The organism is Streptomyces misionensis (genome assembly GCF_007896895.1).
Taxonomy (GTDB): domain Bacteria; phylum Actinomycetota; class Actinomycetes; order Streptomycetales; family Streptomycetaceae; genus Streptomyces; species Streptomyces misionensis_A.
On the sequence record NZ_VOGW01000029.1, the window covers coordinates 11,987 to 33,303 of the forward strand.

The 21,317-nt window shown below is 74.5% G+C and carries 20 protein-coding genes, 1 pseudogene and 1 riboswitch; of the genes and pseudogenes, 9 read left to right on the plus strand and 12 right to left on the minus strand.

The window, feature by feature from the left end; all coding sequences use genetic code 11:
- From FRZ03_RS04880 to FRZ03_RS04895, 4 genes are all read right to left on the minus strand, one after another.
- The coding region (locus FRZ03_RS04880) for an ABC transporter ATP-binding protein (protein WP_146463915.1) at positions 1-712 on the minus strand (712 nt) is incomplete at its 3' end.
- Positions 709-1,758, minus strand: a complete 1,050-nt coding sequence (locus FRZ03_RS04885) for a CbiQ family ECF transporter T component (protein WP_398659709.1) — start codon at positions 1,756-1,758, stop codon at positions 709-711. The genes FRZ03_RS04880 and FRZ03_RS04885, both read right to left, overlap by 4 nt.
- Before the next feature lie 236 nt (positions 1,759-1,994).
- A complete protein-coding gene (locus FRZ03_RS04890; RefSeq protein ID WP_146463888.1) occupies positions 1,995-2,657 on the minus strand; it encodes an SCO2322 family protein in 663 nt (220 codons plus the stop codon).
- A complete protein-coding gene (locus FRZ03_RS04895) occupies positions 2,654-3,859 on the minus strand; it encodes a prenyltransferase/squalene oxidase repeat-containing protein (RefSeq protein ID WP_146463889.1) in 1,206 nt (401 codons plus the stop codon). Before FRZ03_RS04895 ends, FRZ03_RS04890 begins: the two co-directional genes overlap by 4 nt.
- Positions 3,860-3,991: 132 nt before the next feature.
- A riboswitch (cobalamin riboswitch) is annotated at positions 3,992-4,067 on the minus strand.
- 330 nt (positions 4,068-4,397) lie between these two features.
- On the opposite strand from FRZ03_RS04895, the gene FRZ03_RS04900 reads away from it, so the two are divergent.
- Genes FRZ03_RS04900 through FRZ03_RS04915 form a run of 4 tightly spaced genes read left to right on the plus strand, consistent with a single transcriptional unit; the run spans position 4,398 to position 8,716 of the window.
- A complete protein-coding gene (locus tag FRZ03_RS04900) occupies positions 4,398-4,946 on the plus strand; it encodes a toxin (protein WP_146463916.1) in 549 nt (182 codons plus the stop codon).
- Positions 4,943-6,079, plus strand: a complete 1,137-nt coding sequence (locus FRZ03_RS04905) for an MAB_1171c family putative transporter (protein WP_146463890.1) — start codon at positions 4,943-4,945, stop codon at positions 6,077-6,079. The genes FRZ03_RS04900 and FRZ03_RS04905 overlap by 4 nt, the downstream gene beginning before the upstream one ends.
- Positions 6,080-6,095: 16 nt before the next feature.
- Positions 6,096-7,277, plus strand: coding sequence for an MAB_1171c family putative transporter (locus FRZ03_RS04910; protein WP_146463891.1), 1,182 nt, complete (start codon positions 6,096-6,098; stop codon positions 7,275-7,277).
- A 41-nt stretch (positions 7,278-7,318) separates the two neighbouring features.
- Complete coding sequence (locus FRZ03_RS04915; protein WP_146463892.1) at positions 7,319-8,716, plus strand: FAD-dependent oxidoreductase; 1,398 nt, start codon at positions 7,319-7,321, stop codon at positions 8,714-8,716.
- A 21-nt stretch (positions 8,717-8,737) separates the two neighbouring features.
- Here FRZ03_RS04915 and FRZ03_RS04920 read toward each other — a convergent pair whose 3' ends face one another.
- Entirely contained in the window at positions 8,738-9,193 is a 456-nt protein-coding gene (locus FRZ03_RS04920) for a nuclear transport factor 2 family protein (protein WP_146463893.1), read from the minus strand.
- Between the two features lie 117 nt (positions 9,194-9,310).
- Positions 9,311-9,934 (minus strand): TetR family transcriptional regulator, encoded by a 624-nt coding sequence (locus tag FRZ03_RS04925; protein WP_146463894.1) that lies wholly within the window; start codon positions 9,932-9,934, stop codon positions 9,311-9,313.
- Positions 9,935-10,155: 221 nt separating this feature from the next.
- On the opposite strand from FRZ03_RS04925, the gene FRZ03_RS04930 reads away from it, so the two are divergent.
- The 4 genes from FRZ03_RS04930 (at position 10,156) to FRZ03_RS04945 (ending at position 14,214) form a co-directional block, all read left to right on the plus strand.
- A complete protein-coding gene (locus FRZ03_RS04930) occupies positions 10,156-11,694 on the plus strand; it encodes a glycosyltransferase family 4 protein (RefSeq protein WP_146463895.1) in 1,539 nt (512 codons plus the stop codon).
- Positions 11,688-12,434 (plus strand): class I SAM-dependent methyltransferase, encoded by a 747-nt coding sequence (locus tag FRZ03_RS04935; RefSeq protein WP_146463896.1) that lies wholly within the window; start codon positions 11,688-11,690, stop codon positions 12,432-12,434. Before FRZ03_RS04930 ends, FRZ03_RS04935 begins: the two co-directional genes overlap by 7 nt.
- Entirely contained in the window at positions 12,431-13,501 is a 1,071-nt protein-coding gene (locus FRZ03_RS04940) for a prenyltransferase/squalene oxidase repeat-containing protein (protein ID WP_146463897.1), read from the plus strand. Before FRZ03_RS04935 ends, FRZ03_RS04940 begins: the two co-directional genes overlap by 4 nt.
- Before the next feature lie 131 nt (positions 13,502-13,632).
- Positions 13,633-14,214: a hypothetical protein gene (locus tag FRZ03_RS04945; RefSeq protein ID WP_146463898.1), complete on the plus strand. Its 582-nt coding sequence runs from the start codon at positions 13,633-13,635 to the stop codon at positions 14,212-14,214.
- Positions 14,215-14,321: 107 nt separating this feature from the next.
- On the opposite strand, the gene FRZ03_RS04950 is transcribed toward FRZ03_RS04945, so the two are convergent.
- The 4 genes from FRZ03_RS04950 to FRZ03_RS04965 all read right to left on the minus strand — a co-directional run bounded on the left by FRZ03_RS04950 (position 14,322) and on the right by FRZ03_RS04965 (position 18,661).
- Entirely contained in the window at positions 14,322-15,110 is a 789-nt protein-coding gene (locus tag FRZ03_RS04950) for a DUF5336 domain-containing protein (RefSeq protein ID WP_186785259.1), read from the minus strand.
- Between the two features lie 82 nt (positions 15,111-15,192).
- A complete protein-coding gene (locus tag FRZ03_RS04955; RefSeq protein ID WP_186785260.1) occupies positions 15,193-16,089 on the minus strand; it encodes an N-acetylmuramoyl-L-alanine amidase in 897 nt (298 codons plus the stop codon).
- Positions 16,090-16,111: 22 nt separating this feature from the next.
- On the minus strand, positions 16,112-16,762 hold the full coding sequence (locus FRZ03_RS04960; protein ID WP_146463899.1) for a class I SAM-dependent methyltransferase: 651 nt from the start codon (positions 16,760-16,762) through the stop codon (positions 16,112-16,114).
- 153 nt (positions 16,763-16,915) lie between these two features.
- Positions 16,916-18,661 (minus strand): MFS transporter, encoded by a 1,746-nt coding sequence (locus FRZ03_RS04965; protein ID WP_146463900.1) that lies wholly within the window; start codon positions 18,659-18,661, stop codon positions 16,916-16,918.
- A gap of 269 nt (positions 18,662-18,930) precedes the next feature.
- On the opposite strand from FRZ03_RS04965, the gene FRZ03_RS04970 reads away from it, so the two are divergent.
- A complete protein-coding gene (locus FRZ03_RS04970) occupies positions 18,931-20,361 on the plus strand; it encodes an MFS transporter (RefSeq protein WP_146463901.1) in 1,431 nt (476 codons plus the stop codon).
- A 7-nt stretch (positions 20,362-20,368) separates the two neighbouring features.
- Here FRZ03_RS04970 and FRZ03_RS04975 read toward each other — a convergent pair.
- Together FRZ03_RS04975 and FRZ03_RS04980 are read right to left on the minus strand one after the other, a co-directional pair.
- Positions 20,369-20,551, minus strand: a pseudogene (locus FRZ03_RS04975) (LuxR C-terminal-related transcriptional regulator); the annotation flags it as partial.
- 49 nt (positions 20,552-20,600) lie between these two features.
- On the minus strand, positions 20,601-21,317 hold a 717-nt coding region (locus FRZ03_RS04980; RefSeq protein ID WP_146463903.1), incomplete at its 5' end, for an ABC transporter permease.

Sequence of the window (21,317 nt, forward strand, 5' to 3'; positions counted from 1 at the left end):
GGTGGACCGGCGAGCCGGCCCTGACGTCGGCGGGGGTGCCGGTGACGGGGGGCCGGCCGGGAGCGGGCAGCAGGACGACCCGGTCGGCGTAGTGGACGACGCGTTCCAGGCGGTGTTCGGCCATGAGGACCGTGGTGCCCAGGTCGTGCACCAGGCGCTGGAGCACGGCCAGCACCTCCTCCGCGGCGGCCGGGTCCAGCGCGGAGGTCGGCTCGTCCAGGACGAGCACCCGGGGGTGCGGGGTGAGGACGGAGCCGATGGCGACGCGCTGGCGCTGGCCGCCGGAGAGGGTGGCGATGGGGCGGTCCCGCAGCCCGGCCAGGCCCAGCAGGTCGAGCGTCTCCTCCACCCGGCGGCGCATCACCTCGGGGGCGAGCCCCAGCGACTCCATGCCGTAGGCGAGTTCGTCCTCCACGGTGTCCGTGACGAAGTGGGCGAGCGGGTCCTGGCCCACCGTGCCGACCACATCGGCGAGTTCACGCGGTTTGTGGGTGCGGGTGTCGCGGCCGGCGACGGTGACCCGGCCGCGCAGGGTGCCGCCGGTGAAGTGCGGGACGAGGCCGCTGACCGCGCCGAGCACGGTGGACTTGCCGACTCCGGACGGGCCGACGAGCAGTACGAGTTCGCCCTCCGGCACCTCGAAGTCGACGCCGCGGACGGTGGGTTCGGCGGCGCCGTCGTACGTCACGCTGACATCCTCGAAGCGGATCACGAGTGCTCCCTGGGGACGGCGAAGGCGGGCAGCAGGGCGAGGAGGACCGCCGCGGCGGGCCACAGGGGGAGGGCCGGCGCGGTCAGCGGGACCACACCCGGGTGCAGCGCCTCGGGGGCGCGCGCCGAGGCGAGGGTGAGCAGCGCGGCCACGGCGACGCCGGAGCCGGTGACCAGCCAGGCGCGGGCGTCCCAGGGGTCGGGGCGGTACCGGGTGCGCAGGGAGCGGCGGCCGCCCAGGCGCAGTCCCGCCAGGGCGGCGACGACCCCGGCGAGCAGCAGCGGGACGCCGTAACCGCCGCCCTCGGCGGTGAGCAGCCCGTAGGTGCCGGCGCAGACGCCGAGCAGGCCGCCGAGGGTGAGTGCGGCGGTGGTGCGGCGGACCCGGGCGGGGACCTCGGCGGTGCGGCCGTAGCCGCGGGCCTCCATCGCGGCGGCGAGGGCGACCGAGCGTTCCAGCGCGCCCTCCAGGACCGGGAGCCCGACCTGGAGCAGGCCCCGGACGCCGCGGTCCGGGCGGCCGCGCAGCCGGCGGGCGGCGCGCAGCCGCCGCACGTCGGCGATCAGGTGCGGGGCGAAGGTGAGCGCGACGACGACGGCGACGCCGGTCTCGTACAGGGCGCCGGGGAGCGATTTCAGCAGCCGGGAAGGGCTCGCGAGGGCGTTGGCGGCGCCCACGCAGATCAGCAGGGTGGCCAGTTTCAGGCCGTCGTAGGCCGCGAAGACGAGGGCCTCCGCGGTGACCTCGCCGCCCAGCCGGATGCCCTGGGCCCAGTGCGGGAGGGGGATCTCCGGGAGGGTGAACAGGATGTGGGTGCCGGGGATCGGGGAGCCCAGTGCCACCGCGAACAGGAGGCGGATGAGGAGGACGGCGAGGGCGAGCCGGGCGAACGCGGTGTAGGAGCGGGCCCAGGGGGCCGCGGAGCGGTGGGTGGCCACGACGTACGCCGACGCGGCGACGAGGAGCGCGAGAAGGAGGGGGTTGGTGGTGCGGGTGGCGGCGGTGCCGAGGGATATCGCCCAGAGCCACCAGGCGCCGGGGTGCACGCCGGCACCGCCCGGCCGCCGGGACGGCGGCCGCCCCGGGACGCGGGAAACGGCGCGTCCCGCCGTGGACGGACCGTGACCGGCCGCGGACGGACGGCGTCCCGCCGTGGACGGACCGCTCTCGGGCGTGGCCGGGCCCCGGCCGGGCGCGGCGGCCGGGGCGGGGCCGTCGCCGTCGGCCGCCGGCCGCACGCGGGGAACCGCGCGGCCGGTTCCGGCCGTGCCCTCCGGCGGGGTCATCCGCGGCGCCGTCGCGACTGCCACACCGCCGCGCCCGCCAGCAGCACGACGACACCCGCGCCGATCGGCAGCCCCAGGGAGGGGCCGTCGGACGAGGAGGCCGGCTTCCCGGCGGCGGCCGAACCGGCGGAGCCCGCCGCCGGGCCGCCCGACGAGACCTGCTCGCCGCACCCCTGGCGGGGATATCCGGAGATCGCGCACAGCAGGGCGTTGGTGTCGTACCGCAGCGGCTTGGCCACCGCGGCCAGCGCCTGCGCGGCGGACGCCGACGGCGCGACGCGGGCGCAGGCGGTGCGGTGGGCCGGCGGGGTCTCGCCGGAGGGCGCGTCGGCCGGGACCCCGAAGTCGAGGACCAGCGCCACCCGCTTCGTGCCGGAAGTCGCGGGCGTGTCCGCGCAGATGGTGCCGAAGTCCGCCGTGCCGCGCGGCTTGCTCGCGTCCGCGGAGTCCGCGCTCACGGAGAACCGGAAGCCCTCCACGGCGCCGTCGTCGGGGCGGGCGAGCGCGGGGCCCTGGGTGGCGTACGTCCACTGGTCACCGGAGCGCTCCCAGAAGGACCAGTAGCGGTAGCCCGTGGCCCGCGCCTGCCCGGCCGCCGCGCCCAGCAGCAGCGCCAGGGCGGCCAGCAGCACCGGCACGGTACGGCGGACGGCGGTCACGACTGCTGCTTCTTCCGGGTGCTGAGCAGGAAGCCGATGCCCGCGACGAGGCAGATGCCGACGCTCCACCAGACCCCGGCGTGCGAGGTGCCGTCGGCGTCCTTGGTCCGCTTCTCGGTGTGGCCCGCCACCACCGGGGCCGGGCCCAGGGCGGCGAGGGAGGTCACCAGGCTGGTGCCGCCGAAGTCGCCGGGCTGGGCGCCGACCGCGTGCGCGGCGAGGATCAGCTGGGCGTACGCGGCCGGGCCGGTCTGCGCGGCCCAGGGGCTCGCGTTCTTCTCCAGCCAGGCGTACGCCTTCTTCGCCGGCTCGGTCCGCCCGTCCGCGGCGAGCGCCACGACGGTGTCGGCGGTGTTGCCGTAGTCGGGCTGGTCCTCGGCGCCGGGGAGCGTGGACGTGAGGTGACCGCTGCTCGCGACGGCCGCGGAGAGGTACGCGCCGCCGTTGTCCGCGATCTGGGCCGGGGTGGGACGGTCGGACTTGGCACACGCGTCCTGCGCGGGGGCCTTGCCCGCCTCGGCCACGAAGCCCTTGCCGAGCGCGCCGAGCACACCGGCCGCGGTGGCGTCCGCGTTGGCGGCCAGCTTGCCCTTCTTGTCGGGCTGGTAGGCGAGGGCGCCGCCGCCGTCCTGGTCGCAGGGGATGGACCAGCCGGCCAGCGCGTCGTACGGGGACCTGCCGGACTTCTCGACGTGCGCGGGGTCGGTACCGGTCGCGGCCAGCGCGCCGATGACGACGGAGGTGGAGTTGGCGTCGCTGGGGCTGCCGGGGTTGTAGCCCCAGCCGCCGTCCGCGTTCTGCGCGGACTTCAGCCAGCCGACCGCCTTGGTGACGGCGGCGTCGTGGCCGCCGAGGGCGTGCAGGGCCTGGACGGCGGCGGCCGTGCTGTTGGTGTCCACCGTGGTCTTGGCGTCGCAGTCCTTGGCGGGGTCGGCGCGGAACGCGGCGAAGGCGCCGTTCGCGCACTGCTGGCCGGTGAGCCAGTCGACGGCACCGGCGGCCGGCCGGTAGCCGAGCGTGTGCAGCGCGGTCAGGCTCAGGGACTGGCGCCAGACGCCGTCGTAGGTGGGGTCCGACTTGCCGTAGAGCCCGGCGGGGACCGAGACCTCGGGGGAAGGGGACGGGCCGGCGGCCACGGCGGGCGCGGCGGCGGCCAGCACGCCTATGGCGGCGAGAGCCGCGGCGTTGCGGCGGACGTTCATGGTCGGCGACTGCCTCTCCCTGCGGGGAGCCGGGCAGCGCACGGGAGGGCCCCGGGCGGCTCGACTCCGTAAACCTCGACGGTGCTGTGCGCGGCGGCGGCCGGCGCACACGAGCCGGTCAACGTGCCCCCGGGGCGTTCCGGCTCGCCGTTCCGCGGGGGAACGGCTCACGGTTGCGGGTCAGCGCCGGAATTGCACCGGCTTTCCCCCGTACGGGTGTGATGACGACCCCGCCACTTTACCGGCAGCCCCACGACCCCCGGGGAGTGGCCGTCGGCACGGGGTCGGGTGATCAGGGTCACGGCCCTGACGGCCACCGGAGACGCGGCGGCCGGGGCTCGCTTTCCGGTTGGCTGAAAAAACCGGGGGCCGCGACGCCCGAGGCGTTCGTTTCGGCCAGTCGGCGGGGTGGGTGGCAGCCCGTTTCTGACGTACATCCCTTTCGCGACGTACGTGCCCGATCGGTGAAGCTGGCTGAAGCGGCGCGGAGTTGGCATATTGCGGTCAGACGTGACCGCTTGCAGCCTCCGGGGGAATGGTGCGAACAACCAGGAAGATGCGCCGGTTCGCCAACGAGCTGATCGATCCCCTCCGAGTGCCGATCCCCGCCGACCCCGGCGACCTGCTGGACGCGCTGGTCGAGTCCGCCACCCGCTGGCGCGGCCGGCCCATCGTCGTCCATCTGGCGAACTTCCCGCCGCAGACCTCCGCGACCGGGCTGTGGATCGACCGCGGCACCCGCGACGACATCGTCATCGAGGCCGACGCCCCGCCCTGGATGAAGCTGGTGATCCTGGGCCACGAGCTGTGGCACATGGCCGACGACGACCCGGCGCACCGCGCCGCCCACGCCGAGGGCGCCCTCGCGCCGGCCGGCGCCGACGACGCGCTCCCCGCCGCCGCCCGCACCCGCTTCCTGGAGGCCGCCGAACAGCGGGCCGACCTGTTCGGCATGCTGATCGGCGACCGGCTGCGGCCCTGGCTGAAAGCGTCCCCCGACTCCGTGTACGCGGCGCACACCTCCGGCCACGACGACCTCGCCGGACGCATCGGCGCGGCCCTCAACTACCGCGGGGCCGGACGGTGAGCGACCTGATCAACTACGTCAGCTGCGGGCTGCTGTGGCTGGGCCTGCTGACCAAGGCACCCGACCTGGCGCGGCGCTGGCGGGACCCCTTCCTGCTCACCCTCAGCGTCGTGCTGGCCCTCTCCTCGCTGTGCTTCCTGCTCGGCGCCCCCGACACGGTCGGCTTCGTCAACGACGTCAGCGGCGTGCCCAATCTGGCCGCCCCGCTGACGTACGGCACCATCACGGCCTACGGCGCCGCCTCCCTCGCGCTCGTCATGCGCTGGCGCGGCGGCCCGGGCACCGCCCGCGCGATCCGCCGCTGGACCCTCGGCTACACCGCCGTACTCGCGGGCATCGCCGCCCTGTTCGTCCTCGGCGACGCCTCCGTGGAACGCCGTACGGACTTCGACACGTACTACGCCACCACGCCGTACATCGGCGAGATGATCGTCCTGTACCTGGGCGCGCACCTGACCGCCGCCCTGGTCACCGCCTACCGCTCGCTGTCCTGGGCCCGGCGGCTGCGCGGCTCGCTGCGGGCCGGTCTGGTGACCATGGGAGTGGGCACCGTGGCCGGGTGCGGCTACAGCGCCGCCAAACTCGTGGCCGTCGCCGCCCGTTGGGGCGGGCGCGACTGGTCCGCGCTCGGCACGACGTTCGCGTCGGCCTGCGCCGGGCTCAGCGCGGCGCTCACCGTCGTCGGCATCGTGATCCCGCTCCTGGCGCCCTTCCTGGCCGAGCGGGTGTGCTGCTGGCGGACGTACGCCCGGCTCGGCCCGCTGGAGCGGGCGCTCACCGGACTGCTCACCCGCGAGGCCCTGCGCGTGCCGCGCCCGCGCTGGCCCTCCGCCACCCGCTGGCTGACCTGGCGGCAGAGCTCCATCTACAACGGGCTGCACTACCTGGGGCGTTACCTGGACGAGGGGCTGTACCGGCAGACGTACGCCGACCGGCTGCGCGCGGGCGGCGACCCGCACCAGGCCCAGGCCGCCGCGTGGGCCGCGGCCATCGCCGCCGCCACCCGCGCGCCGCACGAGCGTCGCGCGCAAGCGGCCGTACCGCTCGCCGACCGACCCGACCTCCCGGCGCTGCTGCGCATCTCCGACGCCCTCGCCGACGGCACCGGCGACCGCGCCCTGGCCGTGGCCTGAAGGGAGCCGTCGCGTCATGAGCCTGATCGTGTACACGGTGGCGAGCCTGTTCACCGCGACCGCCCTGCTGGTGTTCCGCCGACCGCGGCTCGCCCTGCGGGACCCGCTGACCGCCTCCACCTGTGTGTCGATCTTCCTCGGCGGGCTGTGCTTCTTCTGCTCGGCCCCCGTCACCCTCGGCGCGGTCAACGACCTCACCCGCATCCCCAACTTCGGCGCCCCGATGACCTACAGCGTCATCTCCGCCTACAGCGCCTCCCTGCTGATCCTGCTGATCAACTGGCGCGGCGGACCGGCCGAGCGGGTACGGCGCCAGGCGGTGCGGGTGATCACCGTGTACAGCCTGGTGATCACCGCCGTCATCACCCTGTTCGCGCTGGCCGACGCGCCCGCCGAGCGGCTGCGGGACCTGGACACCTACTACGCGAACACCCCGTACATGCGCGAGATGATCGTGCTGTACCTCGTCGGCCACGGCGCCTGCGCCCTGATCACCATCTATGTGTGCCTGCGCTGGTCGCGGGAGGTCACCGGCATCCTCCGGGTCGGGCTGCGGCTGATCATGGCGGGCCTGGCCGTGGACGTCACCGGCTTCGAGGGCGCCAAGCTGACGGCGGTGGCGGCCCGGTGGGCCGGGCACGACCTGGACCGGCTGTCCACCGGCCTCGCCCCGCGCGCCGCCGCCCTGGGCGCCCTGCTGTGCGCCGCGGGCTTCGTGCTGCCCCGGCTGCTGCCCGCGGCCCTCGCCCAGTGGCACAGCGTCTGGGACTACCGGGCCCTCGGCCCCCTGTGGGCGGAGCTGCGCGGCGTGCCGACCGCCCCCAAGCCCGCGCCGCCGCGCTGGCTGCTGCCGCGCGGCCGGCTGTACTACCGCGAGCTGCGCATCCTGGACGCGCTGCTCGCCCTCCAGTCCCGCTGCGACGGCCGGGTGCGCGAGGCGGCGTACCAGCGGGCCCGTGCCCAGGGCAGCCCGCCCGGCGAGGCGCACTTCGTCGCGGCCGCCGCCATGGTCGTGGACGCCGCCCGGCAGGCCCGGCGCCCCCACCCGGCCGAGAGCGCCGGGCCCGGGGGCACCGACCGGCTGCACACGGCTCTCTTCTCGGACACCCGGGAACTCGTGCGGCTCGCCCGGGCGTTGGCCGGATCATCCGTCGTCGAGGCGGCTCGGCGGGGCGCGGCGCGGACCGCGGGCGGCTGAGGGCGCCCGGAGCGGACGTCCGAGCGGAGGAAAGAGGAAGCGTGAACGCACGAAGAGCCGTTGTCATCGGGGCCGGACCGGCCGGTCTGCTGGCCGCCGCGGCGCTGTCGCCGGCCGTGGACGAGGTCGTCGTACTCGATCGCGACGAACTGCCCGAGGGGCCCGAGCACCGCACGGGCGTGCCGCAGTCCCGGCACGCCCATCTGCTGATGCCCGGCGGCATGGAGGCGATGGAGGAGCTGCTGCCCCGGGCCGGGCTGCGGGCGGAGCTGCTGGCGGCGGGCGCCCGGGAGACGGCGCTGAGCCGTGACATGGTGGCGCTCACCCCGGTGGGCTGGTTCCGGCGCTGGCGGCACCGTTCGCACGTCACGATCACCTCCAGCAGGCCGCTGCTGGAGTGGGTGGTGCGCCGGGCGGTGCTGCGCGGTTGCGGCAACGTGGAGGTGCGGCGCGCGCGGGTGACCGGGTTGCGCGGCAGCGCCCGACGGGTGACCGGAGTGCGGCTGGCCGACGCGGACGGTGGGCCCCTGGAAGACCTGGACGCGGACTGGGTGGTGGACGCCGGCGGTCGCGGCACCCGGCTGCTGACCTGGCTCGACACCCTCGGTGTGCACGGCATCCGGGAGAGCGGCGTCGACAGCGGCCTGGCCAACGCCACCCGCGTCCTGCGCGCTCCGGACGGGGCCCGCGACTGGCCGATGACCCTGATCCAGGCCGACCCGTGGAGCGGGCGGCCCGGCCGCAGCGCCATGATCGTGCCCATCGAGGACGGCAGATGGATGGTGAGCCTCGGCGGGATGCGCGGCAGCGAGCCGCCGAACGACCCCGAGGGCTTCGTCGAGTACGCGCTGAACCTCCCGAGCCCCCTGGTGGGGCGGCTGGTCCGCGCCGCCGAGCCGCTCGGTCCGGTGCACGTCAGCCGCAGCACCAGCAACTCCCGCCGGTTCCTGGAGAAGGCCCGCGTGTGGCCGGAGGGCCTGGTGGCGCTCGGGGACGCGGCGGCCACCTTCAACCCGATCTACGGGCAGGGCATGTCCGTCGCGGCGCACGGCGCCCTGGCCCTCGCCCGGGCGCTGCGCGAGGACGGCGTCGGGACGCCCGGGCTGTCCCGGCGGGTCCAGCGCGCGGTGGGCCGGGCCGCCGACGGCGCCTGGGCGATGGCCGTCAGCACCGATGTCCTCTACCCCGGGGTGGAGGGCGGCCGGGCGACCCCCGGGGACCGGATGGCCGCCGCCTACTCGCGGCGGCTGACGCGGGCGGCCACCGGCTCGTACGCCGCGGCCGCCGCCCTGTGGGACGTCACCACCCTGCGCACCCCGCCGTCCTGCCTGTTCCGCCCGGGCGCCCTGCTGCACAGCCTCGCCGGGCCGCCGCTGCCCGCCCTCGACGGGCCGCCGCTGACCGCCGCCGAACGGGCCTTCCTGTCCGGCGTCGACTGAGCCGGGCCGTCCCGCGCGGCCTCAGCGGACCGAGGGGGTGGGGCCGCCGAAGGGCAGGCGCAGCACCCGGGAGGCGAGCAGCCAGCCGCCGCCGCTGTGCCGGAAGGTGAAGGTGTCCTCGTAGTGCCCGACCTGGACCGGCGGTCCGGCGGGCACGAGGCCGCCCGAGTAGCCGTCGACGCGGTGCGTCGAGAAGTACGAGACCGCCGTCGCCGTCTCCTCGGAGACCACCGTGACCAGGATGTTGGACATCAGACGGCGGGAGAGCCGGTCGGCGGGGCGGGCGCCGAAGTACGCGCGGAGCGCCGCCCGCCCGCGCACCCGGCGCCCGTCCCCGGGCGGGGGCCACTCCCAGCTGCCGTCCTCGGTGAACAGCTCGGCCACCGAGGCGGGTTCGCCGAGGTCGAGGCGGTGCACGAAATCCACGATCAGGCGCTCGCAGGAGCGCTCGGCGAGCAGTCGTCGCACAGGGTCCATGGCGCTGTGTACCAGCCCGTGGGCCGCCGTGGCGACCGGAATTGACCGTCGCCACGAACGTCACACCGTCACGTGCGGCGGCGAGCCGGTGCTCCCGCCCGAGGGGTGAGGGCCCCGTCAGCGGCCGGACGCGGCCGGGTCCGTCAGGTCGATCAGCCGGCAGGCCGTCTCGATGTCGATCCTCACCTGGGCGATGGAGGCCCGCCCGGAGAGCCAGGTGATCAGGGCCGAGTGCCAGGTGTGCTCGATGACGCGGACGACGGAGAGCTGCTCGTCGGTGGGGTGTTCCAGGCCCATGGCGTCGAGGATGATCGCCGTCGTCTGGCGGGACACCTGGTCCACCTCGGGGCTGACGCTGCGGTCCGCGAAGGTCAGGGCGCGGACCATGGCGTCGGCCAGCTGCGGCTCGCGCTGGAGCGCGCGGAAGGCCCGCATCAGCGTCTGCGCCACCCGCTCGGCGGGCGCCTCGCCCCCGGGCGGCCTGCGGCGCAGGGTGCCGTGCATGCGCTCCAGCTGGTCCTGCATGGTGGCCACCAGGAGGTGCACCTTGGACGGGAAGTAGCGGTACAGCGTGCCGAGCGCCACCTGGGAGGACTCGGCCACCTCGCGCATCTGCACGGCGTCGAAACCGCCCCGGCCGGCCAGCCGCGCGCTCGCGTGCAGGATGCGGCGGCGGCGCTCCTCCTGCCGCGCGGTGAGGGGTGGCGACGCGGGACGCGACGTACTGGCTCGCGCAGGCATGGGTCCCCGTTCCGTGACAATCGGTGAGGGTGCCGCCAGGGCACGTGATCGGACAGCACGGCAGGGCCGCGCGTCGTGGCGCGAATCACCTGATCCACTGCTCACAGCACCCCTACCTGCCGGTAGATTCAGAGCCTCTTGAACGATCAAGTCTGAAACTTGTTCTAGATTAGCGTCCCGTCGTAGTCTCGCGGGACAGTGCTTGCAGAAGGGGGCACGGAGTGACCGCTGAGGCCCGGGAAGCGGGTGCCCGCGAGGACTCGGCTGCCGACGGCGGGAAACCGCTCGACATCGCGCTCCTCACCTACAAGGGGAACCCGTTCTGCGGCGGGCAGGGCGTCTACGTACGGCACCTCTCGCGCGAACTGGCCCGCCTGGGACACCGCGTCGAGGTCATCGGCTCCCAGCCCTACCCGGTGCTCGACGAGGGATATCCGGCGCTCACCCTGACCGAGCTGCCCAGCCTCGACCTGTACCGCCAGCCCGACCCCTTCCGCACCCCGGGCCGCGACGAGTACCGGGACTGGATCGACGCCCTCGAGGTCGGCACGATGTGGACCGGCGGCTTCCCCGAACCGCTGACCTTCTCGCTGCGCGCCCGCCGCCATCTGCGGGCCCGGCGCGGCGAGTTCGACGTCGTCCACGACAACCAGACCCTCGGCTACGGCCTGCTCGGCGACATCGGCGCGCCCCTGGTCACCACGATCCACCATCCCATCACCGTCGACCGGCGGTTGGAGCTGGACGCGGCCGAGGGCTGGCAGCGCCGGTACTCGGTGCGCCGCTGGTACGCCTTCACGCGCATGCAGAAGCGCGTCGCCCGCCGGCTGCCCTCCGTGCTCACCGTCTCCGGCAGCTCCCGGAAGGAGATCGTGGACCACCTCGGGGTACGGCGGGACCGTGTGCACGTGGTGCACATCGGCGCCGACACCGAACTGTTCGCGCCGGACCCGGCCGTCCCGGAGGTGCCCGGACGCATCGTCACCACCTCCAGCGCCGACGTCCCGCTCAAGGGGCTGGTGTTCCTGGTGGAGGCGCTGGCCAAGGTGCGCACCGAGCACCCGGCCGCCCACCTCGTCGTCGTCGGCAAGCGCCCCACCGAGGGTCCGGTCGCCCAGGCCGTCGAGCGGTACGGCCTCGACGGCGCCGTCGAGTTCGTCAAGGGCATCTCCGACGCCGAGCTGGTCGACCTGATCCGGTCCGCCGAGGTCGCCTGCGTGCCCTCGCTGTACGAGGGGTTCTCGCTGCCCGCCGCCGAGGCGATGGCGACCGGTACGCCGCTGGTCGCGACCACCGGGGGCGCGATCCCCGAGGTGGCGGGGCGGGACGGCGAGACGTGCCTGGCCGTGCCGCCCGGCGACGCGGGGGCGCTGGCCGCCGCGCTCGGCCGGCTGCTCGGCGACCGCGAGCTGCGGCTGCGGCTCGGCGACGCGGGCCGCGAGCGCGTACTGGCCAACTTCACCTGGGCCCGCGCGGCCGAGGGCACGGTCGCCCGGTACCGGGAAGCCATCGCCCGCTCGGCGCACCGGGCCCGCGCCGACCGTGCCGCGTCCGCCCCGCGCGCCGCCGCCGGGCGTCCCGCGCCCGCGCCCGCGCCCGCGCCGGAGCGTGCCGCGTCCGGCGACGACCGCCGCGCGCCCGCCGTGGCCCCCGAGCCCCCGGCGCCCGGTGACGACGGCTCCGCGCCCCAGACTCCCGGCCGCTCCGCGGCCCCGGCAAACACCGCAGGCGTCTCTTCCGAAAGCAGGGCCACGTGCTGACCGTCGACTTCTCCCGGTTCCCGCTCGCCCCAGGCGACCGTGTCCTGGACCTCGGCTGCGGGGCCGGCCGGCACGCGTTCGAGTGTTACCGGCGCGGCGCCCGGGTCGTGGCCCTGGACCGCAACGCCGAGGAGATCCGCGAGGTCGCCAAGTGGTTCGCGGCGATGGAGCAGGAGGGCGAGGCCCCCGAGGGCGCCACCGCCACCGCCATGGAGGGCGACGCGCTCGCGCTGCCCTTCCCCGACGAGTCCTTCGACGTCGTGATCATCTCCGAGGTGATGGAGCACATCCCCGACGACAAGGGCGTGCTCGCCGAGATGGTGCGGGTGCTCAAGCCGGGCGGCCGGATCGCGATCACCGTGCCCCGCTACGGCCCGGAGAAGGTCTGCTGGGCGCTGTCCGACGCCTACCACGAGGTCGAGGGCGGCCACATCCGCATCTACAAGGCCGACGAACTGGTGGCCAAGGTCCGCGAGGCCGGCCTCAAGCCCTACGGCAGCCACCACGCGCACGCCCTGCACGCCCCCTACTGGTGGCTGAAGTGCGCCTTCGGCGTCGACAACGACAAGGCGCTGCCGGTGCGCGCGTACCACAAGCTCCTGGTCTGGGACATCATGAAGAAACCGCTGGCCACCCGGCTGGCCGAGCGGACGCTCAACCCGGTGATGGGCAAGAGCTTCGTGGTCTACGCGACCAAGCCGCACCTGCCCCGGCTCGCCGAGGAGGCGGCCGCCCAGTGACCACCCCCCGGACAGAACACCTCGTCCTGCCCGGGGTCCTCACCGCCGAGCAGGCCGCCGCGACCGTGCGCGGCATCCTGGCCGGACAGCGGGAGGACGGCGCGATCCCGTGGTTCCGGGGCCACCACCTGGACCCCTGGGACCACACCGAGGCCGCCATGGCCCTGGACGCGGCCGGTGAGCACGAGGCCGCCGAGCGTGCCTACCTCTGGCTCGCCCGGCACCAGAACCAGGACGGCTCCTGGTACGCGGCCTACGCCGACGGCGCCCACGACGAGGTCACCGACCGCGCCCGCGAGTCCAACTTCGTGGCCTACATAGCCGTCGGGGTCTGGCACCACTACCTCTCCACCGGCGACGACACGTTCCTGGACCGCATGTGGCCGTGCGTCTACGCGGCCGTGGAGTGGGTACTCGCCCTCCAGCAGCCCGGCGGGCAGATCGGCTGGCGGCGCGAGGACGACGGCACGCCGGCCACCGACGCGCTGCTCACCGGCAGCTCCTCGGTGCACCACGCGCTGCGCTGCGCCCTCGCCATCGCCGAGCAGCGCGAAGAGCCGCAGCCCGACTGGGAGTTGGCGGCCGGTGCGCTGCGGCACGCGATCCGCAGGCACCCGGAGCGCTTCCTGGACAAGGACCGCTACTCGATGGACTGGTACTACCCGGTCCTCGGCGGCGCCCTGACCGGAGCGGAGGCCGCGGCGCGGATAGCCCGGGACTGGGACCGGTTCGTGGTGCCCGGTCTCGGGGTGCGCTGTGTCGTGCCCAACCCCTGGGTGACCGGCGGCGAGTCCAGCGAACTGGCGCTCGCGCTCTGGGCGGTGGGCGAGTCCGACCGGGCACTGGAGATCCTGAAGTCCATCCAGCACCTGCGGGACCCGGAGTCCGGCCTGTACTGGACCGGCTACGTCTTCGAGGACGACGCCGTCTGGCCGCGGGAGCTGACCACCTGGACGGCGGGTTCCCTGCTGCTCGCGGTCGCCGCGCTGGGCGGACACGAGGCCACCTGCGCGGTGTTCGGCGGCGACCGCCTCCCGGCCGGCCTGGACCCGGACTGCTGCGGCTGACCAGGGCGGCCGACCAGGGTGGTTGACCGGGCGGTGGTGCGGGGCGTGTTCCCCCGAGTGGCGCAACCGCCCCCGCGGAGTGACGCTGGCGTAGGAAGCCCCCACTCGGAAAGACACGCCGGGAGGACCCCGTGCCTGTACCGATACGGCGCCTCTGCGTGGCGCTGACCCTGTGCTGTGCCCTGGTAGCCGGTGCCACGGCCTGCGGAAACACCAACGCCGGTGCCCATGCCGGTACCGGGAAGGCCACCGCCGCGGCGCTCGACGAGCGCGCGGCCACGCCCAGTCCCACCACGCCGGCCGAGCGGCAGAAGCTCGCCAAGACCCGGTTCGTGGCGAACGCGGGCCTCGCGGCCGGAGCCACCTACCAGTGGATCGTGAAGCCGTGGAAGGCGGGCAAGTTCAAGAAGGGCGCCCACGGCCGCAAGACGGCCCTGGTGAAGGCCGGTGTCGCCGGTCTGTTCACCTACAACCGGCTCAAGGCCGCCGAGCGCAACGCCAAGGGCGACCCCACGCTGTCCAAGGCGCTCGCCCCGCTGAGCAAGAGCATCGACAACCTGCGCGACCTGCCGGCCAAGCTGCGCGGTGGCGACACCAACGCGGCGAACAGCTTCAACGACGTCATCAACAACGTGAAGGACGCGGGCAAGGGCGCCGGTGCCCCGGTCAAGGACAAGGTGCCGAGCGCGAGCCAGCTCAGGAGCGGTTCCTGAACCAGCGGTGACTGACACGTCGTCAGTTGCCGTCGGGAGGCGACGGTTACGGCAACGGCCCCCCGCCCGGAAGGGCGAGGGGCCGTACGCTGCGGGGAGTTCCGGGCTCAGCCGCGCTGGATGCCCGAGGTGTCCTGGAGCACGCCGCGGCGGCCGTCCTGGGTCTGCGCGACCAGCGCGGCTCCGCGCTGCTCGACCGCCAAGTACCAAGTGCCCGGCGCCAGTTCGGCGATGGGGGTGGGCGAGCCGTCCTCCGCGAACAGCGGCCGGGTCACCGGCACCGCGAACCAGAACGGCGAGAAGTCCGCCGGGGCGGGCTGCGGCGCGGCGGGCTGCGCGGCGGCCGGCTGCGGCTGCCCGAACGGCTGCCCCTGCTGCGGCTGGGCGCCGTACGGCTGCTGCTGGGCGCCCGGGTACCCGTAACCCGCGGGCGGCTGCGCGCCGTACGGCTGCGGGGCGACCGGCTTGGGGGCCGGGATCAGCGCGCCCTGGAGGGGCGGGAGGAGGGGCGTGGCGATGGCGGCGGCGGCGAGGACCAGAGCCGCGATGAAGCCGAGTACCAGACCGGCGCCCGCGTCGATGTGGTCCGGCACGTCCACCAGCGTCCAGAACAGGGTCCACGCGGCGAGAACCGTGAACCCCGTGCCCACCATGCCGAGGTCGAGGCCGAGCACCTTGCGCTGCTGCGCCATGCAGCGGTTGAGGACGATCAGCGCGGCACCGATGACGGCCCCCATGTACGTGCCGAGGCCCGTCCCCAGGTTGTCCCACACGCTCTGGCTCTCCGAGAAGCCGGAGGCCGAGTAGGAGTAGAGATTGAGGAACGACGCGATGAACAGCAACACCGCTGCTCCGATCACCACGCCGTCGCCTCTAGTGAGGGAGCGGATGTTCACTTCAGGTCCTTCGTGAGTCGTCTCGTCGTCGCTAGACACTACCGTCCACGAGATCCGGCTGTCCGGCCGGTTACGGCCCTGGTCAGGACTCGCGCAGGAAACTCACGATTCCCTCAGAGATCCCCTGCGCGGCCTTCTGCCGCCAGGTGCCGCTGGTCAGCAGTGCCGCGTCCTTGGTATCGCGCATGTTGCCGCACTCGATGAACACCTTGGGAACCGTTGACAGATTGAGACCGCCGAGATCGGTGCGGGTGTCCAGCGCGGTGCCGTGGCCGATGTAGTTGGACGGCGGCTCGCCGGTCACCCGCAGGAAGCTCGCCGCGACCCGCTTGCCGAGATCGCGGGAGGGCGCGACGATCGGGCGGGTGTCGGCGGCGCCCGCGTGCACCGCCCCCGGCAGGATCACATGGAAGCCCCGGTCGCCCACCGGCGCCCCGTCGGCGTGGATCGAGATCGCCGCGTCCGCGTGCGCCCTGTTGCCGATCGCGGCCCGCTCGGTCACGCACGGCCCCCAGGCCGGGCCCTTGTCGTCATGGGTCAGCCGCACGGTGGCGCCCTGCCCCTCCAGCAGCGTCCGCAGCCGGTGCGCCACGTCCAGCGTGAACGACGCCTCCGCGTAACCGTCGTCGGTGGCGGTGCCGGTGGTGTCGCACTCCTTCCGGTTGCTGCCGATGTCCACCTTGCGGTTGATCTCGGCCGGGTGCCGGAAGTTGTCCGGGTTGTGCCCCGGGTCGATGACGACGACCTTGCCGTCGAGCGGTGCGGCGGCCTTGCCGTCGGCGCCGGACGACGCGGACGCGGAGGCGCGAGCGGAGGGGGAGGAGGCGGCGCCGGCGTGCCCGCCACCGCCGCCCACCGTCTCGTACGCCAGCCAGCCGATCAGCGCGCCGGGCACCAGCGCGGCGAGCGCCACGACGAGCGGACCGCGCCGGGGGCGGCGCTGCTGCGGGGGTTCGAACTCCGGGCCTGTGTATGACACGTCAGCGACTCTAACCGGGGCCTCAGATCCCCGCCCCCGTGCGCCGCAGCACCCGCAGCGAGCCGTTCACCGCCACCTCGGTGAACGCGCCGGAGCCGAGCGCCCGCAGGTACACCCGGTAGGGCGCCTGCCCGGTGAACTCGTCCGCGGGCTCGGGGAACACGTCGTGGATGGCCAGCAGGCCCCCCTCGGCCACGTGCGGCGCCCATCCCTCGTAGTCGGCGCCCGCGTGCTCGTCGGTGTGCCCGCCGTCGATGAACACGAATCCGAGCGGGGTGCCCCACACGCTCGCGACCTGCGGCGACCGCCCCACCAGGGCGATCACGTGGTCCTCCAGGCCCGCCCTGAACAGCGTCCGCCGGAAGGCGGGCAGCGTGTCCATCAGACCGACCTCGGGGTCCACGGTCTCGGGGTCGTGGTACTCCCACCCCGGCTGCTGCTCCTCGCTGCCCCGGTGGTGGTCCACGGTCAGCGCGGTCACCCCCGCCGACCGGGCCGCGTCCGCGAGCAGCACGGTGGACCGCCCGCAGTACGTCCCCACCTCCAGCAACGGCAGTCCCAGCGCGCCGGCCTCGGCCGCCGCCGCGTACAGCGCCAGCCCCTCGTCCACGGGCATGAACCCCTTGGCCGCCTCGAACGCGGCGAGGATCTCGGGCTTGGGGACGGTGGCCATGGGGACGCCTTCCAGTTCAGGGACACGGCAGCATGCGGGCCCCCATGCTGCCGCACCCGGTCGCGCGGGAGCGCACGGGGGCGCCCCCACGCGGCGCGTGCTAGTGCCGTGCCGGGCGTCGCGAGCCGGTGAACCTTTTTGGTCGCAGCACTACTAGACGCTCACCGCCTCACCCGGCAGGGCGAGGTCGACCTCGACGGTCCGCTCCTCGCCGGAGTGCGTGGCGGCCGAGGCCAGCGGCCCGTACCCGGGCGCCCGCGCGGCGAGCACGTACGCGCCCTGCCCCGGCACGGCCAGTTCGTACGCGCCGTCGTCGGCGGAGACCGCCGAACCCGCCTGCCGGCCGCGCCGGTCGATGAGCGTCACCTTGGCCCGGGCCACGGGGACCCCGGCCGGGTCCAGCACCCGCCCCCGGAAGCCCCGCAGCACGTCCTCCGCCCGCTCCAGCGCGGCGTCCTCCTCGCTGCTGGCCCGCAGCTGCACGTGCTGCTGCGCCGCGCGGCCGGTCCTCGGCAGGCACAGCGCCATCACCAGTCCGACCGCGACCGCGCCCGTGGCGATGAGGAAGGAGACCCGGAACCCGCGCATCGTGGGGATCGCGACACCCCCGGCCGTGTGCGCCGTGTTGGCCAGCACCATCCCGATGACGGCGCTGGAGACGGACGTGCCGATGGACCGCATCAGCGTGTTGAGGCCGTTGGCCGCGCCGGTCTCCGACGCCGGGACCGCGCCGACGATCAGGGCCGGCAGCGAGGAGTAGGCGAGGCCGATGCCCGCGCCGAGGATCACGGAGGTGAGGATCGTCTCCCAGGGCGCCTCCATCAGGCCGAGCCCGCCGCCGTAGCCGACGGCGATGATCAGCAGGCCGATGATGAGCGTGGTCCGGGGCCCGTAGCGGGCGGAGAGGCGGGCGTAGACCGGCGCGGTGAACATCATCGTCAGGCCGAGCGGGGCCACGCACAGACCGGCGACGACCATGGACTGGCCGAGGCCGTACCCGGTGGCCTTCGGCAGCTGGAGCAGCTGGGGCAGGACCAGCGAGACGACGTAGAACGCGACCCCGACCATGATCGAGGCCAGGTTGGTGAAGAGCACGGCGGGCCGGGCGGTGGTGCGCAGATCGACCAGCGGCGCCGCGGCGCGCAGTTCGTACAGGCCCCACAGGACGAGCACGACGACCGCGGCGAGGAACAGACCGAGGGTCGTGCCGGAGGCCCAGCCCCAGTCGCTGCCCTTGGTGATGGGCAGCAGGAACAGCACCAGACCGGCGGACAGGCCGAGCGCGCCGGGCAGGTCGAAGGAGCCCCGCGCGCGCGTCGGGGACTCGGGGACGACGAACAGGGTCAGGGCGATGGCGAGCACGCCGAGGCCGGCGGCGCCGTAGAACAGCGCGTGCCAGTCGGTGTGCTGGGCGACCAGGGCGGCGGCGGGCAGGGCGAGGCCACCGCCCACGCCTATGGAGGAGCTCATCAGGGCCATGGCGGAGCCGAGCCGTTCGCGCGGCAGCATGTCCCGCATCAGGCCGATGCCGAGGGGGATCGCGCCCATCGCGAAGCCCTGGAGGGTACGGCCCACGATCATGATGAGCAGCTGGCTGGTGAGCGCGCTGACCAGGGCGCCGATCACCATCACGGCGAGGCTGGCGATCAGCATGCGCCGCTTGCCGTACAGGTCGCCGAGCCGGCCCATGATCGGGGTGGCGACGGCGCCGGACAGCAGGGTCGAGGTGAGCACCCAGGTGGCGTTGCTGGGCACGGTGTGCAGCAGCTGGGGCAGGTCTTTGATGACCGGCACGAGCAGGGTCTGCATCACCGCGACCACGATGCCCGCGAAGGCGAGCACCGGGACGACGGCCCCGCTCGCCTTGCCCCGCGGTTCCTCGGTCGTCGTGTGGGTCATTGAGTGCGGCCTCCCGTAGACATAAGTGCCGGGTAAACCTCGTATGCACACGCAACTATTCCGTTGCTTCGGGCCCCTAATGTTTATTTGACCATCCTGTTAGCTTCTGACGAGGCGTCAGTGACGGTCCCCGGCGGCGCGGCGATGATGACGGTGCCGCGGGCGCGGGCCCCGGCGGCGACCGCCCGGTCTAGTCCGCGGCGTAGTCCGCGCGGAGTAGGTCTCGTGGTCCGAAATGCCGATGCAAGGACCGCAAGCGGCCTGAGACCATGACACCCATGCTGGAGACCGCCGACACCCCGCCCCTCATATCCCGCCGTACGACACCCCCGACCTGGCTGGTGGTGGCGCTGGCCTGCGCCGGACAGTTCCTGGTGGTGCTGGACGTCTCCGTGGTGAACGTAGCCCTGCCGTCGATGCGCGCGGACCTGGGCCTCAGCCCGTCCGGCCTGCAATGGGTGGTGAACGCGTACGCGATCGCCTTCGCCGGTTTCATGCTGCTCGGCGGCCGGGCCGGCGACCTCTACGGCCGCAAGCGGATGTTCCTCGTCGGCCTCGGCCTGTTCACCCTGGCCTCGCTGGGCGGCGGCCTCGCCCAGGAGGGCTGGCAACTGCTGCTCGCCCGCGCCGCGCAGGGCCTCGGCGCGGCGGTCCTCGCGCCCTCCACGCTCACCCTGCTGACGGCCGCGGTGCCGGAGGGCCCCGCCCGGGCCCGGGCCATCGCGACCTGGGCCGCGGTGGGAGCGGGCGGCGGCGCCGCGGGCGGACTCGTCGGCGGGGTGCTGGTGGACGTGCTGTCCTGGCGCTGGGTGCTGCTGATCAACGTGCCGGTGGGCGCGGTGGTGCTGGCCGGCTCGGCGCGCTGGCTCACGGAGAGCCGGGCCGGGGACGGGCGGCGCCTGGACCTGCCGGGCGCGCTGCTGGTCACGGCGGGACTCGGCACGCTGGCGTACGGCATCTCGCGCACCCAGGAGGCGGGCTGGACGTCCGCGGCCACCCTGGTGCCGCTGCTCGCCGGGGTGCTGCTGATCGCGCTGTTCCTGCTGACCGAGGCGCGCACGGCGGCCCCGCTGATGCCGCTCGGACTGCTGCGGCGGCGCGCGGTGGCGTCGGCCAACGCGGCGATGCTGGTGTCCGGTTCGGCGATGTTCTGCATGTGGTACTTCATGACGCTGTACGCGCAGAACGTGCTCGGCTACTCCCCGCTGGAGGCCGGCGCCGCACTGGTGCCCAGCTCGCTCGCCGTGGTCGTCGGCTCCAAGCTGGCGCCGCGCCTGATGCGCGCGGCGGGACCGCGGAGCGTGGCGGTGCTGGGCACGCTGGTGGCGGTGGCCGGGTTCGCCTGGCAGTCGACGATGAGCGCGCACGAGGCCTATGTCACCGCGATCATGTGCCCGGGCATCCTGATGATGCTGGGCGGCGGACTGGCGATGACACCGCTGGCCGCGCTGGCCACCTCGGGCGCGGCGAGCGGCGAGGCGGGCGTCGTCTCCGGTCTGATCAACACATCCCGCACCATGGGCGGTTCACTGGGCCTCGCGGTGATGTCGACGGTCGCCGCGACCGGCACCGGCGCGGGCACCGACCCGCAGTCCCTGACCGACGGCTACGCGCTGGCCTTCCGCGCCTCCGCGGCCGTACTGCTGGCCGGGGCGCTGCTGATGCTGCTGTGGCTGCCGCGCCGGCTGCCGCACAAGTGAGGGCGGCTCACAGCCACCCCCGCTGCCGGGCCTCCCGCACCGCTTCCGCGCGGTTGCGGGTGCCGGTCCTGCCGATGGCGGCCGGCAGACGGTTCCGCACGGCCGACTCGGACGGCCGCAGCCGGCCGGCGACGTCCGCGGCCCTCGCCCCGGCCACGGACCCGGTCAGCACCTCGCGCTCCCGGGTCGTGCGAGCCGGTCACCGCCTCGCGGATCCCGGTCAGCGCCTGCCGGCCCGATCAGATCGTGCCCGCCGCACGGCGGTACGACAGCACGGCGTACGCCCCGAACAGCAGCAGCCAGGCCGTCAGCACGACGAGGGCAGCGGCCCCCGGGGCGTGGCCCCGCGCGACCGCGTCGCCCAGTTCGGCGAACCGGTTGGCGGGGGTGTACGCCGACACCGCGCGCAGCCAGCCGGGGAACAGCGCGACCGGGAACCACAGGCCGCCCAGCACCGCGAGCCCCAGGTTGCACGCCATGTTGGCCACCCCGGTCGCGGGCCCGGTCAGCCGGTAGCCGTTGCCGAGGCCCAGCAGCGTGAACGGGACGGAGCCCGCCCACAGCAGCAGCGCGATCACCACCCACTGCCAGAGCGCCAGCCGCACCCCGTTGACCAGACCGCCCGCCGCGAGGACGGCCACGATCGCGGGCAGCACGGTCACCACACCGGTCAGCGCGCGCCCGCACACCACCTCGCGCGGGGTCATCGGCGTCACCCGCAGCTGGCGCAGCCAGCCCACCGCACGGTCCTCGGCGACCGCGCCGCCGGTGTTCAGCGCGGAGCCGACGGCACCGTACGCCGCCATGCCGACCATCGCGGCGGTGCGCCAGGCCCCGTCGGCGGCGCCGACGTTGGTGAACAGCAGGTACATCAGGACGGGCATGACGATGCCGCCGATGACGAAGCCGAGGTCGCGCAGGGTGCGGCGGATCTCCAGCCGGACGTAGGCGAGCAT